The organism is Pedobacter cryoconitis (assembly GCF_003259615.1).
In the GTDB taxonomy this organism is placed as follows: domain Bacteria; phylum Bacteroidota; class Bacteroidia; order Sphingobacteriales; family Sphingobacteriaceae; genus Pedobacter; species Pedobacter cryoconitis.
This window is the reverse complement of the sequence record NZ_QLLR01000004.1, coordinates 59,677-78,313: the sequence shown is the minus strand read 5'-3', so window position 1 is coordinate 78,313 and position 18,637 is coordinate 59,677. Positions and strand designations below refer to the sequence as shown.

The window sequence follows — 18,637 nt, the reverse complement described above, 5'->3', positions numbered from 1 at the left end:
CTTCCTTAGAACAAATCCTTTTGGCAAACGTTATTAAGGCTTAGAACTTAATCATAACTACGATGACTTATAAAGAAATGCTGAATTCACTGGCAGAAAAAACCGCTGAGACTTATAATTCTTATTTACAGGCTAAAATTTCAACAACAGTTGAAGGTGATGGGCTTTCTGCTGAAAAAGCTGAACAGCACAGATCAGAGTATGAAAGACTGGAAAAGAAATTGGTTGCGCTGATCGCCACGATTAAAAATGAAGAGTCTATCAATGAACAGGCTCCTGATAACTTCTACGAAGACTTTATTAAATAAAGACTATAAAAATAGTAGTTTTTATTTATATTAGGTATTTTTGAACTAATTAAATCAAAAATATCTGATATGAAGTTACCCTTAAACTACCTTGCTTTCATTATACCTGTATTCTTTATTTTTCTGTTGCTGGAATATAAACTGGCAAAGCGCAAAAAGAAAGAGTACTACTTTAAACATGAAAGCTCGGTAGCTAATGTAAGTATCGGCATCGCAGAACGCCTGATTAACCTCTTTGTCGCTGCTGGCTTTTACCAGGTATTTGACTGGATATATACCAATTATGCAATTCTTCCTATCCCAAACAGCTGGTGGGTATGGATTATATTGATGCTGGCAACAGATTTCCTTTGGTACTGGTACCACCGGCTTGGACATGAAGTTAATTTTTTATGGGCAGCGCACATCGTTCACCATCAAAGTGAAGAATTCAACCTGACAGTTTCCGCACGTATTACTACACTTCAAGCCTTAATCCGCAATATTTTCTATGCGGTTCTGCCTTTAATCGGTTTTCATCCGGTTATGGTTTTTACTATTCTTTTAGTACACGGCGCTTATTCATTTTTCATCCATACACAGCTGGTGGGCAAATTAGGCTGGCTGGAACATATATTAATTACTCCCTCCTTACATGGTGTTCATCATGCCAGCGATGAAAAGTACCTGGATAAAAATTATGGGGATGTATTTACCTTTTGGGATAAGCTCTTCGGAACTTTCCAGCTGGAAGAAGAAAAGCCAAATTATGGTTTGACGCACCCATTAAAAAGCTATAGCTTTTTGTGGCAGCATTTCCACTATTACCTGGAACTTATAGAAGCCTGCAGCCGGGTGAAAGGCTTTCAGCAGAAGTGCCGGATTATTTTCGGAAGTCCGGCAATATTAGATCAGGATATTCGCCCTGCGCTGGAAAAAAGGTTTTTGATGCAGGGGCACAAAGACAATCCTCAGTTTAAAATCAAAAACTATCTCAACGCGCAGGTTATCTTCTCTATTCTGCTGCTTACTGGTTTTACAGCCTGGTTTCCCGTGCTTGGTACAGTTGATAAGCTATTTATTGCCGCAACCGTCCTGCTGACGCTGGTTAATTGTGGTGCGCTGATGGAACAACGGAAGTATATTTATGAACTGGAATGTATCCGGGTAATCCTGTTGTTGAGTTATATGCTCGGAAAAGCCGGGATTTTTGAGTGGATTATTCTTCCTGCAGTTGTCATGCTACTGATGGAGCAGTACTTTCAGCTCAGCAAATTATATTATCGCTATGTATTGCGTGACGAAACGTTATATTAAATCCGTGACATTTATCAATACCTAAATCTTTTCTTAACTTTGTTTCTAATATGTTGTCTAAGAAAACAAAATATGCCATTAAAGCACTGGTGGCTTTAGGCAAGAACGTTGAGAATCCTCCAATGCAAATCGTAAGATTGGCAGAACAGGAGATGATACCCAGAAAATTCCTGGAACAGATATTATTGGATTTGCGTAATGCAGGTTATCTGTACAGTAAAAAAGGTGCAGGAGGAGGTTATAGTCTGAATAAGAATGCGGCAGATATATATCTGGTAGATATTCTAAGGATAACAGACGGGCCGATTGCTATGGTTCCTTGTGCAAGTTTAAAATTCTATCGTAAATGTGATGAATGTCATGATGAAAAAACATGCGGGATCAGAAAGACATTTATTGATGTCAGAGACGCAACCCTTGAAGTACTTTCAAAGACCTCTGTTGCAGATGTTATTGCACGTGAAAGCAATGGCGAAATGATGTTTTAAATTTATTATAAAAAAAAGACTACTATTTAAATAGACTTTATTATATTTGTGTATCAGCAAGTATATAAACCTTTAAAATAGCCGGTTATGATTTTAAATAAAATAAAAAACAGCATTCAGGAACCCCGTATCACTTTAGTAGGAGCCGGCCCCGGAGATCCTGATTTAATTAGTTTAAAAGGAGTAAAAGCACTCAACACTGCAGACGTTGTATTATATGATGCCTTAGTGAACGGCGCATTACTGAATCATGCCCCGGAACATGCTATCAAAATCTTTGTAGGAAGCCAGTTTGATGGAGAATCCTTCTCACAAGATGCCGTAAATAAATTAATGATCGATTACGCTTTGAATTACGGCCATGTGGTCAGGCTTAAAAGTGGTGATCCATTCGTTTTTGCCAAAGGCTTCGAAGAAATAAATTTTGCTGAATCTTACAGTATTAAAACTGAAATTGTACCAGGTATTTCCAGTGCGATCGGTGTTCCCGGTTTGCATAAGATCCCGATGGTTTACGGGAATATGAGTGAAAGCTTCTGGGTACTGTCCGGAGTGAACTCGAAAGGGGAGATCTCTTCAGATTTAAAAGGTGCAGCACAATCCAAAGCAACTGTTGTCGTGTTAATGGGAATTGAGAGGATCAGAGAGATTGCCGCGATCTTTATGGCTGAAGGAAAAGGTAGATTACCAGTTGCCGTTATTGAAAATGGATCTGCTCACGATGAGAAAACAATCGTAGGCGTAGTAGAAACTATCGCAGAACTCATTGAAGATCATAAAATTTCTTCTCCCGCTGTTTTAGTTTTTGGTGATGTTGTTTCCTTACATCCTTCTTTTGCCAGGATCAGAGATTTCTATCATCTGCTTTCTGAAGGATAAGGAGTTAAATAAGAGTCTTAATAGTTTATAATAAAAAGCCAGGAGAAATTCCTGGCTTTTTGATTTATAATCAGGCGCAAACCGTTACCTTTGAATATAAAGGTGAAAGCTCGCAGTTAAGCTAAATTTGATAGCTGCGGCATAACTAAACATCAATATTAACGTTTAGAGTATAATTTAATTAACACATATGAACACATTGAAAAATAAAGTTGTATTGCGTGGTATATTCAGCGCTGCACTTATAGCTGGGTTAGGATTCAGCTCTTTTGCTCAGGCTCAGAAAGATAACTGGCATAACCTTGACTTTAAAAAAGATTCTGTATTTGGTGTAAGTACTGAAAAAGCATACCTGGAATTACTAAAAGGTAAAAAATCAACACCAGTTATTGTGGGTGTACTGGATGGCGGAGTTGACATCAAACATGAAGATTTACTGAGTGTAATCTGGGTAAATAAAAAAGAGATTGCCGGTAATGGAAAAGATGACGATAAAAACGGATATATAGATGATGTGAATGGCTGGAACTTTATTGGTTCAGCGAAAGGTTCAGTAAGTCATGAAGCTTTAGAGCTTACCCGCGTATTGCGCAGAGATAAAGCCAGGTTTGAAGGGGTAACTGCAGAAACCGTTAAACCGGATGACAAAGCAGCATTTGACCAGTATCAAAAAGAACAAACTGATTTCGATAAACAAACGAATGAAGCTAAAAATGCAGTTGCAAACATTGGTGGTTTAAAAATTGCATTGGATGCCATGGTGAAGAGCATGGGTAAAGAAAACCCAACTTTAGCAGACTTCCAAAATTATAAAGCTGCCTCTGATATAGAAGGCCGTTTGAAAAACATCATGGTTTCTCAATTGCAGAACTCAACTTATGAGGATTTCTACAAAGCACAGATCGTGAAAGGCCTGGAGCACTACCAGGATCAGCTGGCTTATAATTTAAACCTTGATTTTGATCCCCGGGCTGAATTTGTAGGAGATAACTACGCAGACAGCAAACAAAAAGATTATGGAAATAATGACGTTACAGGTCCTGATGCAAGTCACGGAACACACGTATCCGGAATTATAGCTGCAAACCGTACCAATAACCTTGGTATTAAAGGTGTGGCTGATAACGTTCAGATTATGGGTGTACGTAGCGTACCAGATGGCGATGAACGTGATAAAGACGTTGCCAATGCAATCCGTTATGCAGTAGCTAATGGCGCAAAGGTTTTGAATATGAGTTTTGGTAAAGCGTATTCATGGGATAAGAAAACTGTGGATGAGGCCGTTAAATATGCCATGTCTAAGGATGTACTGATTATTCAGGCGGCAGGAAATGACAATAAAGATCTTGATGTAGAGAAAAGCTTTCCAGACCGCAGATATGAAGGTGGTGGAACAGCAGCAGCTTATATTGTAGTAGGTGCTTCGGGATCTGCTGATGATAAAACTTTGAAAGCTGACTTTTCTAACTATGGAAAAACAACTGTTGATGTATTTGCACCAGGTGTGAAAATCTATTCTACAGTACCGGGATCGAAATATGAAGCTTATAACGGTACAAGTATGGCTGCTCCTGTAGTGGCAGGTGTTGCCGCATTGATCAGAGAATACTATCCTAAATTGACTGCGGTGCAGGTTAAGGAAATTATTATGAAATCAGTGGTGAAAGTTGACCATAATGTAGATATTGAAGGTGCTGACGGGGAAACTCCGAAATCTGTACCTTTTGCAGTCATTTGTATCTCAGGTGGAATTGTCAATGCTTATAATGCTTTGAAACTAGCGGCTGATTATAAATAAAATCCTATAAATTTCAATAAAAAATGGCGCTGTCTCTATAGAGGCAGCGCCATTTTTTATTGAAATTAAAATAGCTGTCTTGAAACCTGGTGTTCATCAAGTAAAGAAAGCTTCTCGTACTTGTATTCGTTGACCAGGTCAAACTCATTCAGGTCTGTATAGATATTGATCAGCAGATTGAACATAAACATCGCATTCAGCAGCACGTTATTTCTTCTGAAAAGCAGCAGGCATTCTTTGGTATGGTGAATCGCAATTTCATACTCTTTCCTGTTGTAATATTGCTGCGCCTGGAACATCAGTAAAATTACTTCCTGATATTTGGCGAAATTAGTGCAGTTCCTGTTGGATAAATAGACGATAATATTCTCAATCTGGTCTGTTTTCTTTCCCGGGGCACTTCTGGAACTATACATTCCGTACACAGCGAGTATATAAATAGTGAAAGTAGTTCTTTTTGCAAATTCTCTTGGATGAAGTTTAACAATATTAGAAATCACTTCGTGGCCGGAGGTGGCATCACCAGTAAACAGGTTTACATAAAGGATCAGGAGGTAGGAAATACCTTGCCTGGGATCAATATGGTTTTCAGGTCTGACCCCAAAAGGATTATCTCCGTTTCTTAAGCTTTCAATATGACCCAGGAAATTCCTTTCAACAGGTTGTTCCGCATTAATCTTGGCGTAGATAATCTCCAATGCTTCTACCGGGTTGACCATCCAATCTGCAGCATTCAGTGTACTGATATTCTTTATTCTTGCCTTAATGGCTTTTTTATCCAGTTTAATGACTTCAAGAACCCCTAATATTGAATTGTAGACCAGTAAATGATCATCATTACTGGCAATATCAATTAAAGCTGCAACAGCCTCTTTATAACAGGAATCAATAAAGTCAAAATTGATGAGTTTTGAAATGATGATCTCATGAAACTGATTCTCGTCGAGTACCCTGAGAATGTCTGGATTAAACTTCGATCTGTATTTAATCTCTTCGGCCATGAACAAGATCAGGTAATTAGTTTCGAAGCTGTTCAGGTTCAATTTGAAAACAGATTTCAGCTCATGGAAATTACCTGTTTTGATCAGAAAGCGTGTAGTCCACTGTAAAAGCTGGAAGCGGACCTGGTTAGCCTCATATTCCGTATTGATATAAGTGAAGAAATCGATGTTTACCTGAAGATGGAATTTTTCCAGAATCTCAACAAACAGAAAATACTCGAACATGTGCGGATGCAGAAAGCGTACATATTCTTTCGGATGTGCATTTTCTGTCCGCTTTTCTTCCATCAGGATACCATCGGCAAGTAATTCTATATAGGCATTTCTGAAAGCAGAGAGTTCTGAGAGCAAACTGTCTTTTTCTACTGCATTGGTTTGTTTCCCATACTCAGTAAGCTGAATGATTTTTTTCAGGAAAAGTATCTTTTCCGTATAATAATTCGAGCGGTAAATCTTTTCCTGAATAAAACGGGAAACCAGCTCGTAAAAGGTAATGTTTGTATAGTAGTTAAAATCAGGATCTTCTTCTTTGAGCTGGTAATAGAGCTGGATATGCAATGGGAATTTCAGCTGAGCTTTGAGTCTCGGATTGATTTCTTTATTGTCCAGGTAATTGATTTTAGAAATTATCACATCTACTTCTTTTTCTGTCAGCGGAGGAACATTGGACAGCTCATGGAGATTAAAATAGTTCCCCGGGAACCATTTTGACTTCAGGAAGGAAGAATGGCGGATGCGTTCATAAAACCTCATCCAGGTTGTAGAGCGCAGGCTCATCATTAACTTGATATTCTTGTAATCTTCCAGTGAACAGATCAGGTTAATGATATTATCAAATAAGCGGTTCTTATCTTCTTTCTTTAAAATCAGCTCGGCAAAACCATCTAACATGATAATAAACTTACCACCATGTGCAGCCTGAATGTTATTAATATATTCCAGCGTATTTTCGGCAGGATCTATCTGTAACTGTAATTTGAGCTGATCCTCCATATTCAGATCTGCCTGATCTTTACTAAAGAAGTTATAAGCCTGAACAAATAAGATGGTGGAATCTTTATACGCAGCGTCTTGTTTATAAAACAGGTCTTCTGCCAGATGGCTGAGTAAAATAGTTTTCCCGTAGCCAGGTTGTGATATTACACTGGTAAAGATATAGTCGCCAGTATAAAACTCATCAAAATCATAGGTTGCGAATTTCCGGCTGATGGTAATGTCATAAGGAATGCCGGATCTGTTCCTTATAGTTTTTAACGTGAACTGGGTAATCTTATCGGCTTTATCTTTAAGATTTTTCCATTCATCTGTTGGAGGGGATGACTGTGGTAAATCGACGATATCAACCGATGCAATGTCAACGTATTCAGCAAGGGTGGTCAGGGTGAACGTAGAAAACTTATGTTTAACAACAGCGAAACCAAATAACCTTTTAATGGTCGTTTCACTTACGTTCTTGTTAAGATGCTTACTAATCTCAATTGAGATTCTCTTACAGTCAGCAGGCGTAATAAATCGAATACCACATTTTAAGAGAATCAAGCTTTTAAGTTCGTTCAGCCGGTGACTGTATTCCATAGATCCGTTTTTTTCTATTGTATTATTCGATTTTAGTTAATAAAAGCTAGTTAGACACCAATAGTAACCGAATATACACATATACGTGATAAATGAACAGAAAGGTTTTAAATAAAAAAGGCAAGAAATTTTCCTTTAAACAGATAAATGCTTTTAGAGTGCATTTAAAAGCGCATGTCCAAAATTTTCTGAATTAGAAATAAGAAATTGAACAAAATGAACGGAATCAGCCGTTCATTTCATCCACATTAAATGAACGATTTGAACACCTGATTAGAAGCGCCCTTTACTTAAAATTGTCGGAAAGTATGAAAGTTAACCTCTAAAACTGCCGGTATGAAATATACGTTTACTCCTCAAATTTTAAGAAAATACCTTTGTCTTCTCGTTAGTATACTAGCTATAACGCTATTTGGTATGCGATCGTATGCGCAAACAAAAAATTACGCGACGATCACTCCTTCACCAGGAATTGCCAGCTATAACATTGGATCGGACAACCCAAATCCTAATCCAGGCAATGTAGCATCAGTGGATAATCCTGGAAATGCAATCTTGCAGCCACCGGGAGCTCCGGCAACACTGAATGCCAGGTATTTCAGTCTACTCGGATTGGGATACGAAGGGGAGGCGTATTTACAACTTAAATATGGTAGTCCGTTAACTGCTGGAAAAACAACCTATATCCGTTTTGACCAGCCTACCAATAATGGCTTAAACCTCGATTTGCTCGGACTTGTAGGAGATCTTACCGGACTCTTCTCTAAAAGAATTGTACAAATTGACGCTTATACCGGGGCTACGGCAGGCAGCGACGGTACAGTAATACCTGCTACCAACGTTTCGGCTACAGTTGTGACTGATGTCAACGGAAAAACTTATTTTGCAGTTACTTCATCAGTTGCTTACAACTCCCTGCGGATTCGTTTAAGAGTGCGTAGTAATGCACTTTCAATCAGTCTTGGAAGTTCAATCAATATGAATGTATATCCGGCATTCAATTATGATACCGATAATTGCAGTTCTTCTATATTTACGAGTGTAGCAGCTACAGGCTTAAATGTTTCTTTAACCAGCCTGGTTGCTAATCCTCAAAACGCTATTGATGGTAACTTGAATACTTTTTCACAACTTCAGGCAGGAGTAGTGACTTTGGGCTCATCAGTTTCTCAAACTATTTATTTAAACGGACTTTCTTCCGCATCAGATGTGGCGAAGGTTGTTTTGTCTCAGGGTGGTTCAGTATTAAGCGTAAACGTCCTGAAAACGATTACCGTGCAAGCCTACAATGGAAATACCGCTGTTGGCAATCTGAATTCACTCAGTGCTTTAGTCAATCTTGACTTACTCGGCTTATTCACAAATAACAACCAGTTTCCGGTATTCTTTACACCCGGCGCTCCATTTGACAGGATTAAAGTTACCCTGGACAATGGCCTGGCCATAGGAGGTAATCTGCTGGCAGGAGGTTTGAATATTCACGAAGCACAGCGTACAGTACCCAAACCATTATTTGACGGCATAACCGGCAATGCACAAATACTATGCGGTGGTAGTACTTTAACCTTAACGCCTCAAAGCCCTAATGCTGGATATACTTATAATTTTTACAAAAAGGTTGGTACTAATGGACCAAGAACAGCTGCTACAGGTGTAACAGCTAATGTGCTTACAGAAACCGGTCTGGCAGCCGGAGTTTATACCTATTACGTAGCTGCTCAGAAAACAGGCTGTATTGCAGAATCTGATCTGGATAGTGTAGTGGTGACCGTTAAACCAACACTCTTGTTTGCGGCAACTCCACTCAGCAATGGCACAGTTGGTAAAGCCTATTCGAAACAGATTAATCCGGCAACCAGCGGCACAGCTCCATACACCTATGCAATTGCTCAGGGAAGTGCATTGCCTTTAGGTTTAACCATGACCTCGGCAGGTTTAATCAGCGGAACACCTACCGCAGCAGCGGCAGCAACAACTTTTACGTTAATTGCAACAGATGCTGCGGGCTGCAAAACCAACGCAATTCATACGTTAACTATCACATCGACTTTAACTTTACCATTGTCAACCTTGCCAAATGGTACAGTCAATAAAGTTTACCCGAATACACAATTGCCAACTCCAACCGGAGGAAGCACACCTTATACTTATACAGCGACTAATCTGCCTCCGGGGGTTACCTTAAACCCGGCAACCGGACTGCTGACAGGAACACCTACAACAGCGGGTACTTATACTATTCCCGTAACTGTTACCGATGCAGATGGAAACTTTGCAACCGCTACCTATACGATTATAGTTAGAAGCCCGCTGGTATTAACAGCCTCCACTTTATCGGATGGGACTAAGGGGATTTCCTATACTCCGCAAATTATACCTTCAGCAACAGGCGGAAGCGGTGTCTTTACTTATAGTGCTACAAATCTGCCGCCAGGACTAGATTTTGATCCGGCTACCCGGGCAATTACAGGTACGCCAACACAAACAGGCACTTTCACTTTTCCGGTCACTGTAACCGATAATGAAAACAACACCGCTACCCTGAACTATACCATTACTGTCAGAGACGCACTGGCATTGGGTAATGTTGTATTTCCTGACGGCGCAATTAATGTAATTTATCCGACTCAGACTATACCTGATGCAACTGGGGGAACCGGGCCTTATACTTATGCAGGCTTGAACCTGCCTCCGGGACTGGCTTTTAATCCTTTAACTAAAACTGTTTCAGGAACGCCTGCCCAATCAGGTACCTTCACACTTTCCATCCAGGTAACCGATGCAGCAGGCAGAACGATCACCGTTCCATACACTTTAAAGGTTGCCGGTGCACTGAACTTGCCAACTGCCACGCTTGCCAATGGTAAAGTAGGTACAGTTTATACCTCTCCAAGTTTGCCGGCAGTAACAGGGGGCACCAGTCCATATACTTATACGATTGATGCAAATCAATTGCCAGCAGGTTTAAGCTTTAATGCTTCAACCCGGGTAATTTCAGGAACTCCAACCGCCGGTGGTAATTATACCATCACGATGAAAGTTACTGACAACACAGGAATCTCTACCAGTACAGATTATGCACTGAACATTACTGTTGATGCACCTGTTGTAGCAGGTGTGACAGTATGTAGTGGTAATACTGCAACTTTAACTATTGATAACCTTACCAATGGGGTAACTTATAACTTCTATTCTTCTACCGGAAATACACCACTAAGCACCGGAACTACATTTACTACACCTGCATTAACAGTGACCACCACTTACTACGCAGAAGCAGTTTCGGGAACTGCAGTAAGCGCACGTATCCCGGTTACTATCACCGTAAACCCTGCACCAGATGCACCAACTGTTGTTATTAATAATGTAACAGTCAGTGCCGGTCAAACTGCAACCCTTCAGGCAACCGCTACCTCTGGTTCAACAATCAAATGGTATGCAGCAGCAACTGGCGGTATTGAACTAGCTTCGGGCGGAACTTTTACAACACCAGCACTTAATGCTAATGTGACTTATTATGCAGGAACTACCAATAGTTTTGGTTGTACCAATGCAATCAGAGTTCCGGTTGTAGTTAGCGTGATTAACGGAACGGTCAATCCGAACTGTTATGCAGCTACCAAACAAGAAAGCGGAATTACAGGCGGCTTGTTATGTATTGCTTGTGCGATCTTTGATCCTGCTAATTCTACAGATGCAGACCTGACCAATTATACCAGGATCTCTCTGCCCGCAGGTATTGGAACTACAGGATACCAGCGTTTAATTTTCCAAAATCCTGGCGTAGCAACAGATAGTGTCCGTCTTGAACTGGAAATACCATCAGGTCTGTTAGACTTATCAGTTCTTGGTGGAACTACCATTAATGTGATGAACGGTACTACCGTGGTAAGCAGCTATCCGCTAAATTCATCCTTGATTCATTTAAGTTTATTAGGAGGGAACAGATTTAAAGTTGCCGTTGCAGCAGGCGGCGTTTATGACAGAGTAGAAGTCAAAGTCAATGCTGTACTATCTGCTTTAATCAATGTATATATTTATGGAGCGGCTGTTGTTGCTCCAAACCCAACGGTGGTTACAGGAAATCAAACCATCTGTTCAGGCTCAACAGCTACGCTGCAAGTTACACCGGTTGCCGGGACTACCATTGCCTGGTATAGTGCTGCAACTGGAGGAACAGTCCTTTCAAATGACAATACCTTTACCACACCGGCACTTACTGCAACTACAATTTATTATTTGCAAGTCAGTAAAAATGGCTGTGCCAATGATACACGTGTTCCGGTTACCGTAACTGTAACCACCGGGCTTACGCCTCCGGTTTTAGCGACAGTAGTTCCGGTTTGTGCAGGTTCACCAGCAACCTTATCGGTAGACAGTCCGATAGCTGGAATTACTTATAAATGGTATGCAGCTGCTACCGGTGGAACAGCCTTATTTACAGGCACAGTTTTCACTACACCCGCATTAACTGCAAATACATCTTATTATGTAGAAGCTACCAATGGAAGTTGTGTTTCAGCGACCCGTACAGCAGCAAATGTTACTGTTAATGCCCGTCCGGTTACTCCGCAGATTGCTACTGCGATGACTACAGTAGCCCAAGGTCAGCGTGTAAGCCTCACAGGAACTTCAACAGAAAACAATGTTACCTTTAACTGGTATACCTCAGCGACAGATGTTACCCCAGTATTTACCGGGGCAACTTATCTGACACCACCACTTACCGCAACTACAACTTTCTATTTGGACGCGGTTTCTACAATAACCGGCTGTGCCTCTTCTGTAAGAGTACAACAAACGATTACGGTAGTGCCAACCGGAACACCTATACCAGTAGGATGTGAAGGGCCAGCCAGTCAAACCAATGGCGTTGGAGGCTTAGTCTCTATATTAGCCAGAGTAGATAATCCGGCATTAGCAATTGACGGTGATCAGCAAACAGGATCAACATTAGCTATACCAGTAGGCATAGGTTCCAATGTTTATCAAAAAGCAATTTTCACAGGTCTGTCTAACGTAGGTGATACTGTGCGTGTATTGTTAAACTCGCCAGGTCAGTTATTATCACTTTCACTTGTTCCAAGTGTGACTGTAACTACTTACCAGGGCAATGCCAGTAACAATGACGGTGTTGCTATAAACAATCCAATCCTGAACCTTCAGTTATTAAGCGGCGGTTCTCAGGCCTTGCTTACTTTTGTTCCGGCAGCTCAGTTTGACGGGGTAGAAGTTAAACTGAACTCAGGTCTTCTGGGTGCTTTAACCTCTATTAACTTTAACTATGCCAGAAGGATAGCTAAAGCACCGGCAGTTGCCTCGGCCGATGTAACTGCCTGCTTAAATGCACCCGCAACTCTATCTGTTCCAGCTCCGCAGCAAGGTATTATCTATAAATGGTACGATGCCGCCGGGACTTACTTAGGTAATGACGGTGCTACTTTTACCACACCTGCAATTACTGCGGATACAAAATTCTTTGTAGAAGCTTCAAGAGGAGGTTGCGGAAGTTCAAGAACTCAGGTCAATGTCACAGTTAGCCCTGCACCTGCAACTCCATTATTGCTTTCACCATCACAGAGTACCTGTGCGGGATCAAGCATCCAAATCAAAATACAAAGCCCTCAGGCCGGGGTTACCTATAACTGGTATAAAGCCGGTGTAATAGTTCCTGGTCAGACAACAGCAATATTTACTGATGTAGTTACCGCAGATGTAACTTATGAAGTAGAAGCCGTGAACACCTGCGGTACCACATCTGCAAAAGCAGCAATTATAGTTACTGTCGGCAGCCTGACTCCACCAGTACTGACTCCTGCAGCAGTAACGATTAATTCGGGAGAGAAAGCAGTGCTGATTGCAAATTCATCAACTGCTAATTTAACTTATCACTGGTATGGTGCTGATCCGGCTACCACGCCAGGTACGCCAGAATTATCAACCTTAGCCAATGGGGCGAATGGAATGTTTGCAACTGATCCGCTTATTGCGACTACTACATTTTATGTAACCGCAGAAGGTACAGCAGGAACTTGCGTGTCTGCTGCAGCTTCGGTTGTGGTGACTGTAAATAATACGCCACCAAATCCAGGATCAGTTCCTTGTGAAGGGGCAACAGTTGATATGGGTAACACAGTAAATGGGCCTGCTTTATTCGCAGGGGTTTCAAATCCTGCTTTTGCTTTAGACAATGATTCTACTACGAGTTCTTCACTCTTTATCCCGGTTGGTTTACTGAATAGTTATGTAAGTCAGCGGGTAGGTTTTGTGGGACTTTCAACTCCTGGTGATCAGGTAAAAGTAAGCCTGACACAAACCGGTGCACTGCTTACTTTGGGTATTGCCAACAACATCACTGTAACGACTTATAAAAATGGAATAAGTAATACTGATGAAAGGAATATTACCGATCCGCAACTTAATCTGAATGTCGTTACTGCTAATAAAAACTTTGTTATTCAATTTACTCCAGGCACTGCTTTTGATGCCATCGAGTTGAAGCTTAAATCAGGAGCAGCGGGGCTGCTTACCTCAATCAATCTGAACTATGCACAGCGTATTATAGCACCACCAACGGTTGCTGCAACTACAGTTTCAGCATGCGAAGGCAGTGCTGCAAACCTTGCAGTGAGTAATCCTGTTGCAGGCATAACTTATACCTGGTATGATAGTTCAGGCGCAATAGTAGGTAACGATCCAACTTTCAGTACACCAACTACGCTGACTGCCGGAACTTACACCTACACAGTAAATGCCACCCGTGGTACTTGTCCGGGATTAGTAAAAACTACAGTAACAGTGATTATTACCGGTGCGGCTCCGGCTGCGGTACCAGCTACAGGAAATCCAGTAACAACTTGTCTGAATACTCCGGTCACTTTAAGAGTAGACCCGGTTACAGGTATTACTTTCAACTGGTATGACGCATTAACCGGAGGAAACCTGATTGCTGCTAACACCAATAGCTTTATTACGCCAACTAGTTTGCCAGCAGGAACTACAACTTATTATGTAGAAGCCTCAAATGGTAATGCTTGTGGAATTGCTTTAGCGAGAACTCCAATTGCCATTACTATTAATCCGCCGGCTATGGCTGCTGATATTAATGTTACTGGTGCAGAAAATTCTGTTTGTGTAGGCACAGGTGCTGTATTAACAGCCACCAGTACGCTAACCAGCCCAGTATTTACCTGGTACACAGATGCTGCATTAACCAGTGCAGTATTTACAGGAGCAACCTATAACGTGCCTCCGGTAACAGCAACGACTACTTATTATGTTACCGTAAAAGCAGATACCCGCTGCGCAAACACAGCAGGTACCGCTAAAGTGGTTACTTTAACTGTTAATCCGCCAGCTACAGCTGCTGACATTACCGTAAGCGGTATACCAGTAAGTACTTGTGCAGGATCTCAGGTTACTTTAACTGCCAGCTCAGCTACAGTAACCAATCCAATGTTTACCTGGTATAAAGATGCTGCATTAACCGTAGTAGCTGCGACCGGTCCAACATTTACTCCAATAGCATCCGCAACGAATACACTTTATTACGTAACCGTTGAAGGAACTAATAAATGTAAAAATGCTGCAGCCGATGCAAAAGTTGTTACCCTGAATGTTAACCCGCCGGCAACAGCCTCAGACATCAGCGTGAATGGTGTTCCTGCGGTGCTATGTTCAGGATCAGGCACAACCTTAACTGCAAGCAGTATGACTGTGGTTAACCCGGTATTTACCTGGTATACAGATTCTGCGCTCATGAACGCAGTGTTTACAGGGGATACTTTCAATGTACCTCCATTGGCAACAAGCAGAACCTATTACGTAACCGTACAAGGATTGAATAAATGTCCAAACCTGGCTGGGCAAGCACTGGTGATTACCTTAAACGTGAATGCTCCATTGAATTTTGCAGGTAAAGCACTCAATGACGGCTCCACCATCAATCCATACAGTGTACAAATTGATCCTGCCACTGGTGGCACAGCGCCTTATACTTATGCGCTTGCACCAAGCAGTGCTTTACCAGCAGGATTAACCTTGTCATCTGCCGGATTAATCAGCGGAACACCAACAACAGCTGGAAATTATACTTTCTCAATTAATGCCTCAGACAGTAAAGGCTGTAGTACTCAGGGCGTATTCACCCTGAACATTGGTACTACAACTGTATTGTCACTACCAGCAGCAACCTTGCCAGATGGAGAAGTAGGTACAGCTTATCCAGTACAAACCCTTCCAGCAGCAATAGGCGGAACTGCCCCTTACACTTACGTTACTACCGGTCTGCCTCCAGGTCTGTTATTTGATCCTGCAACCAGGAATATTACAGGTACACCCACTATAGGCGGCATGTTCACAGTCACGATGACCGTAACCGATGGAAGCAACAGGAATGCCTCAGCCAATTATCCGCTGAATGTGATTGTCCCAGCACCAATTGTTGCTGACGGATCGAATTGCGGAGGGGGCAGTGTTACTTTAGTTGTAACCAATGCAGTACCAGCTATCACTTATAACTGGTTTACGAATACAACTGCGAGAATCCCGATTTTCACAGGAACGAGCTTCCAGACTCCTGCAATCACAGTGAATACTATTTATTATGTAGAAGGTCTGGCAGGAATAACCAGCACAAGAGTTGCTGTAAATGTGAACTTAAAAACTCCGGCCAGCTCGGCAGATATTACCATAACAGGTATACCTTCTGTAGTGTGCGGAGGCTCGGGCGCTAGTTTAACAGCAAGCAGTGCGACAGTAAGTAACCCAACATTTAAATGGTACACCGATGCAGCTTTAACTAATTCAGTATTTACTGGAGCAGTTTATAACACACCTGTACTGACAGCAAATACCACTTATTATGTGACTGTACAAGGACCGAATACTTGCGAAAGCTCATCGGCCACTGCCAAAACAGTTGTCTTAACGGTGAACCCGGCATTGATTTACAATGGTGCAACCCTGGCTGGCGCGTCTACCTCAACTACTTATTCTGCGCAGGTGGGTTCAGCAACAGGAGGTACTCCTGGCTATACTTACAGCCTGGAACCAGGAAGTACGCTTCCAGCAGGTTTATCGCTGTCTGCAGCGGGACTGCTGACCGGAACACCTACAGCAGCAGGAAGTTATGCTTTCGCTGTTACAGCCACAGATAGCAAAGGATGTACAGCGGTAGCCGCTTTCATTCTTGGAGTAGGCAGCAGCACACAAATGACCTTGCCACCAGCAACTTTACCAGATGGACAGGTCGGCAGTTCTTATACTCCTCAAACCTTACCAGCAGTAGTTGGTGGAACAGCGCCTTATAGTTATGTAGCTACAGGCTTGCCTCCTGGTTTAAACTTTGATCAGGTAACCAGGATAATCTCAGGAACGCCAACACTAGGAGGAAGCTTCCCGGTAACTGTAACTGTTACAGACGGAAACGGACTGACTGCAACCAATACCTATACCGTGAATGTTACCGTACCGGCATCTGCAGTAGGGGATGCAGTAAGCTGCGGAGGAAGCCCGGTTACTTTAACCGTAACCAATGCGCTGACAGGAGTAACTTACAATTGGTACAATGCACCAACAGGAGGAAGCGTGTTGTTCACAGGGCCAGCCTTTACGACACCAGCCATCACTGCAACGACGATCTTTTATGTAGAAGCGATTTCAGGAACAGCGACCAGCGGCAGAATTGCAGTTAATGTAACTGTAGCAGCAGCACTTGCATCGCCGGTAGTAGTGGTGAAATCAAGTACACTGAGCAGTATCACCTTTAGCTGGAATGATGTTCCGGGAGCAACCAGCTATGAAGTATCTATGGATGGAGGGACTACCTGGACCAGTCCAAGTTCAGGAGCCGCAGGTACGACACACCTGATCTCAGGACTTCCGGCAAATACAACTGTTAAACTGATGGTGAGAGCAAAAGGAAGTACAACTTGTCAAACCAGTGCAGCGGGCAGTGTAACCGGGACAGCAACCGATGGAGCAATACCTGGTGATATATTTATTCCGAATACATTCACACCAAACGGGGATGGTAAAAATGATGTCTTCTATGTTTATGGAAATTCAATTGCTAAAATGAGAATGCGCATCTATAATCAGTGGGGACAATTCTTATTTGAATCGTTGCAGCTGCAAGTAGGGTGGGATGGCTCATATAGAGGACAAATACAACCAAATGGTGTATATGTATACTACGTAGAACTGACCCTTACAGACGGCTCTACAGATAAAAGAAAAGGAACAATAACCATTTTAAGATAAGGGACCCATTAACCTGAAATATGAATCACATGAAGAAACTATCAAAAATCATCGTCTTGGGCTTGTTGTGCATTACGGGGGCTTCGAAGGTTAGTGCGCAAATCGATCCTCACTTTTCACAATATTATGCCAATCCATTATGGCTTAACCCAGGCTTAACGGGTGTTATCGATGGAGATTACCGGGTATCAGTAAATGCCAAACAACAATGGGGATCAGTTTCCCATTCCTATCTCACAGCAGGTGCCTCATTTGATATGGCACCTACTAAAAATCTTGCTTTTGGGGGGATGATCCTGAATCAGAATGCAGGAGACGTGAGTTATAATTACCTGAATGCGTTAGCTTCAGCTGCCTACCGGATCCGTTTTGGCCGGGCAGGATTAAACATGATCAACTTTGGTTTGCAGGCGGGGATCTTAAACAAGAGTTTTGATCCTTCGAAAGTTACACTGGGTAACCAGTTTAACCCAGGAACCGGATACGATCCGGGTTTGCCTTTCAATGAAAACTTTACCTCCAGCAATACTCTGGTTCCGGACGTGAATGTAGGTGCCATGTACTTTGATGGAAGCGGAGATAAACGTGTCAATGTATTTGGAGGGGTTGCAGCCAATCACCTGACCAGGCCAATTGACCGTTTCCTTGGAAATGATGTCAGAATACCTATCCGGTATACTGCGCATGGTGGTGCCCGTGTTAAAGTGAACGATGTATTTGATATTACACCTAATGGACTTTATATGAAACAGGGGACTGCTCATGAAACATCTGTAGGCGCTTACGGGCAATTTTATGTCAATCCGGATGCCGATCTGATGTTCGGCTCGAATTATCGTTTTGACGATGCTGCGATAGCCTTCTTCGGGCTGCACCTGAAGAACATGACTTTTGGGGTCAGTTATGACTTTAATACTTCGGGGCTTAACCGTGCAACAGGAAGTAAAGGTGGATTGGAATTGTCAGTATCCTTTACCAGCCGCAGGGGGATTTCAGGTCCTAACTTCTTTTGTCCACGCTTATAACCCA

Annotated in this window: 8 protein-coding genes; 7 read left to right on the top strand and 1 reads right to left on the bottom strand. The window is 42.1% G+C overall.

Going from position 1 to position 18,637, the window contains the following annotated elements; genetic code table 11:
• Positions 1 to 62: 62 nt before the first annotated feature.
• From LY11_RS06770 to LY11_RS06750, 5 genes are all read left to right on the top strand, one after another.
• The gene (locus LY11_RS06770) at positions 63 to 308 is read left to right on the top strand and encodes a hypothetical protein (RefSeq protein ID WP_111632969.1); all 246 of its coding nucleotides are present in this window, start codon (positions 63 to 65) and stop codon (positions 306 to 308) included.
• 69 nt (positions 309 to 377) lie between these two features.
• Complete coding sequence (locus LY11_RS06765) at positions 378 to 1,604, top strand: sterol desaturase family protein (protein ID WP_111632968.1); 1,227 nt, start codon at positions 378 to 380, stop codon at positions 1,602 to 1,604.
• Between the two features lie 50 nt (positions 1,605 to 1,654).
• A complete protein-coding gene (locus tag LY11_RS06760) occupies positions 1,655 to 2,092 on the top strand; it encodes an RrF2 family transcriptional regulator (RefSeq protein WP_111632967.1) in 438 nt (145 codons plus the stop codon).
• Between the two features lie 87 nt (positions 2,093 to 2,179).
• Positions 2,180 to 2,971 (top strand): uroporphyrinogen-III C-methyltransferase, encoded by a 792-nt coding sequence (cobA, locus tag LY11_RS06755; protein ID WP_111632966.1) that lies wholly within the window; start codon positions 2,180 to 2,182, stop codon positions 2,969 to 2,971.
• A 190-nt stretch (positions 2,972 to 3,161) separates the two neighbouring features.
• The gene (locus LY11_RS06750) at positions 3,162 to 4,769 is read left to right on the top strand and encodes a S8 family peptidase (RefSeq protein WP_111632965.1); all 1,608 of its coding nucleotides are present in this window, start codon (positions 3,162 to 3,164) and stop codon (positions 4,767 to 4,769) included.
• 65 nt (positions 4,770 to 4,834) lie between these two features.
• On the opposite strand, the gene LY11_RS06745 is transcribed toward LY11_RS06750, so the two are convergent.
• Positions 4,835 to 7,345 (bottom strand): NACHT domain-containing protein, encoded by a 2,511-nt coding sequence (locus LY11_RS06745; protein WP_111632964.1) that lies wholly within the window; start codon positions 7,343 to 7,345, stop codon positions 4,835 to 4,837.
• 417 nt (positions 7,346 to 7,762) lie between these two features.
• Between LY11_RS06745 and LY11_RS06740 the strand changes: the two genes are divergently transcribed.
• The gene (locus LY11_RS06740; RefSeq protein ID WP_245952635.1) at positions 7,763 to 17,608 is read left to right on the top strand and encodes an Ig-like domain-containing protein; all 9,846 of its coding nucleotides are present in this window, start codon (positions 7,763 to 7,765) and stop codon (positions 17,606 to 17,608) included.
• A 29-nt stretch (positions 17,609 to 17,637) separates the two neighbouring features.
• Positions 17,638 to 18,633 carry a PorP/SprF family type IX secretion system membrane protein gene (locus tag LY11_RS06735; RefSeq protein WP_111632962.1) on the top strand — a complete coding sequence of 332 codons (996 nt, stop codon included), beginning with the start codon at positions 17,638 to 17,640 and terminating at the stop codon, positions 18,631 to 18,633.
• The last annotated feature ends 4 nt before the right edge of the window (positions 18,634 to 18,637 follow it).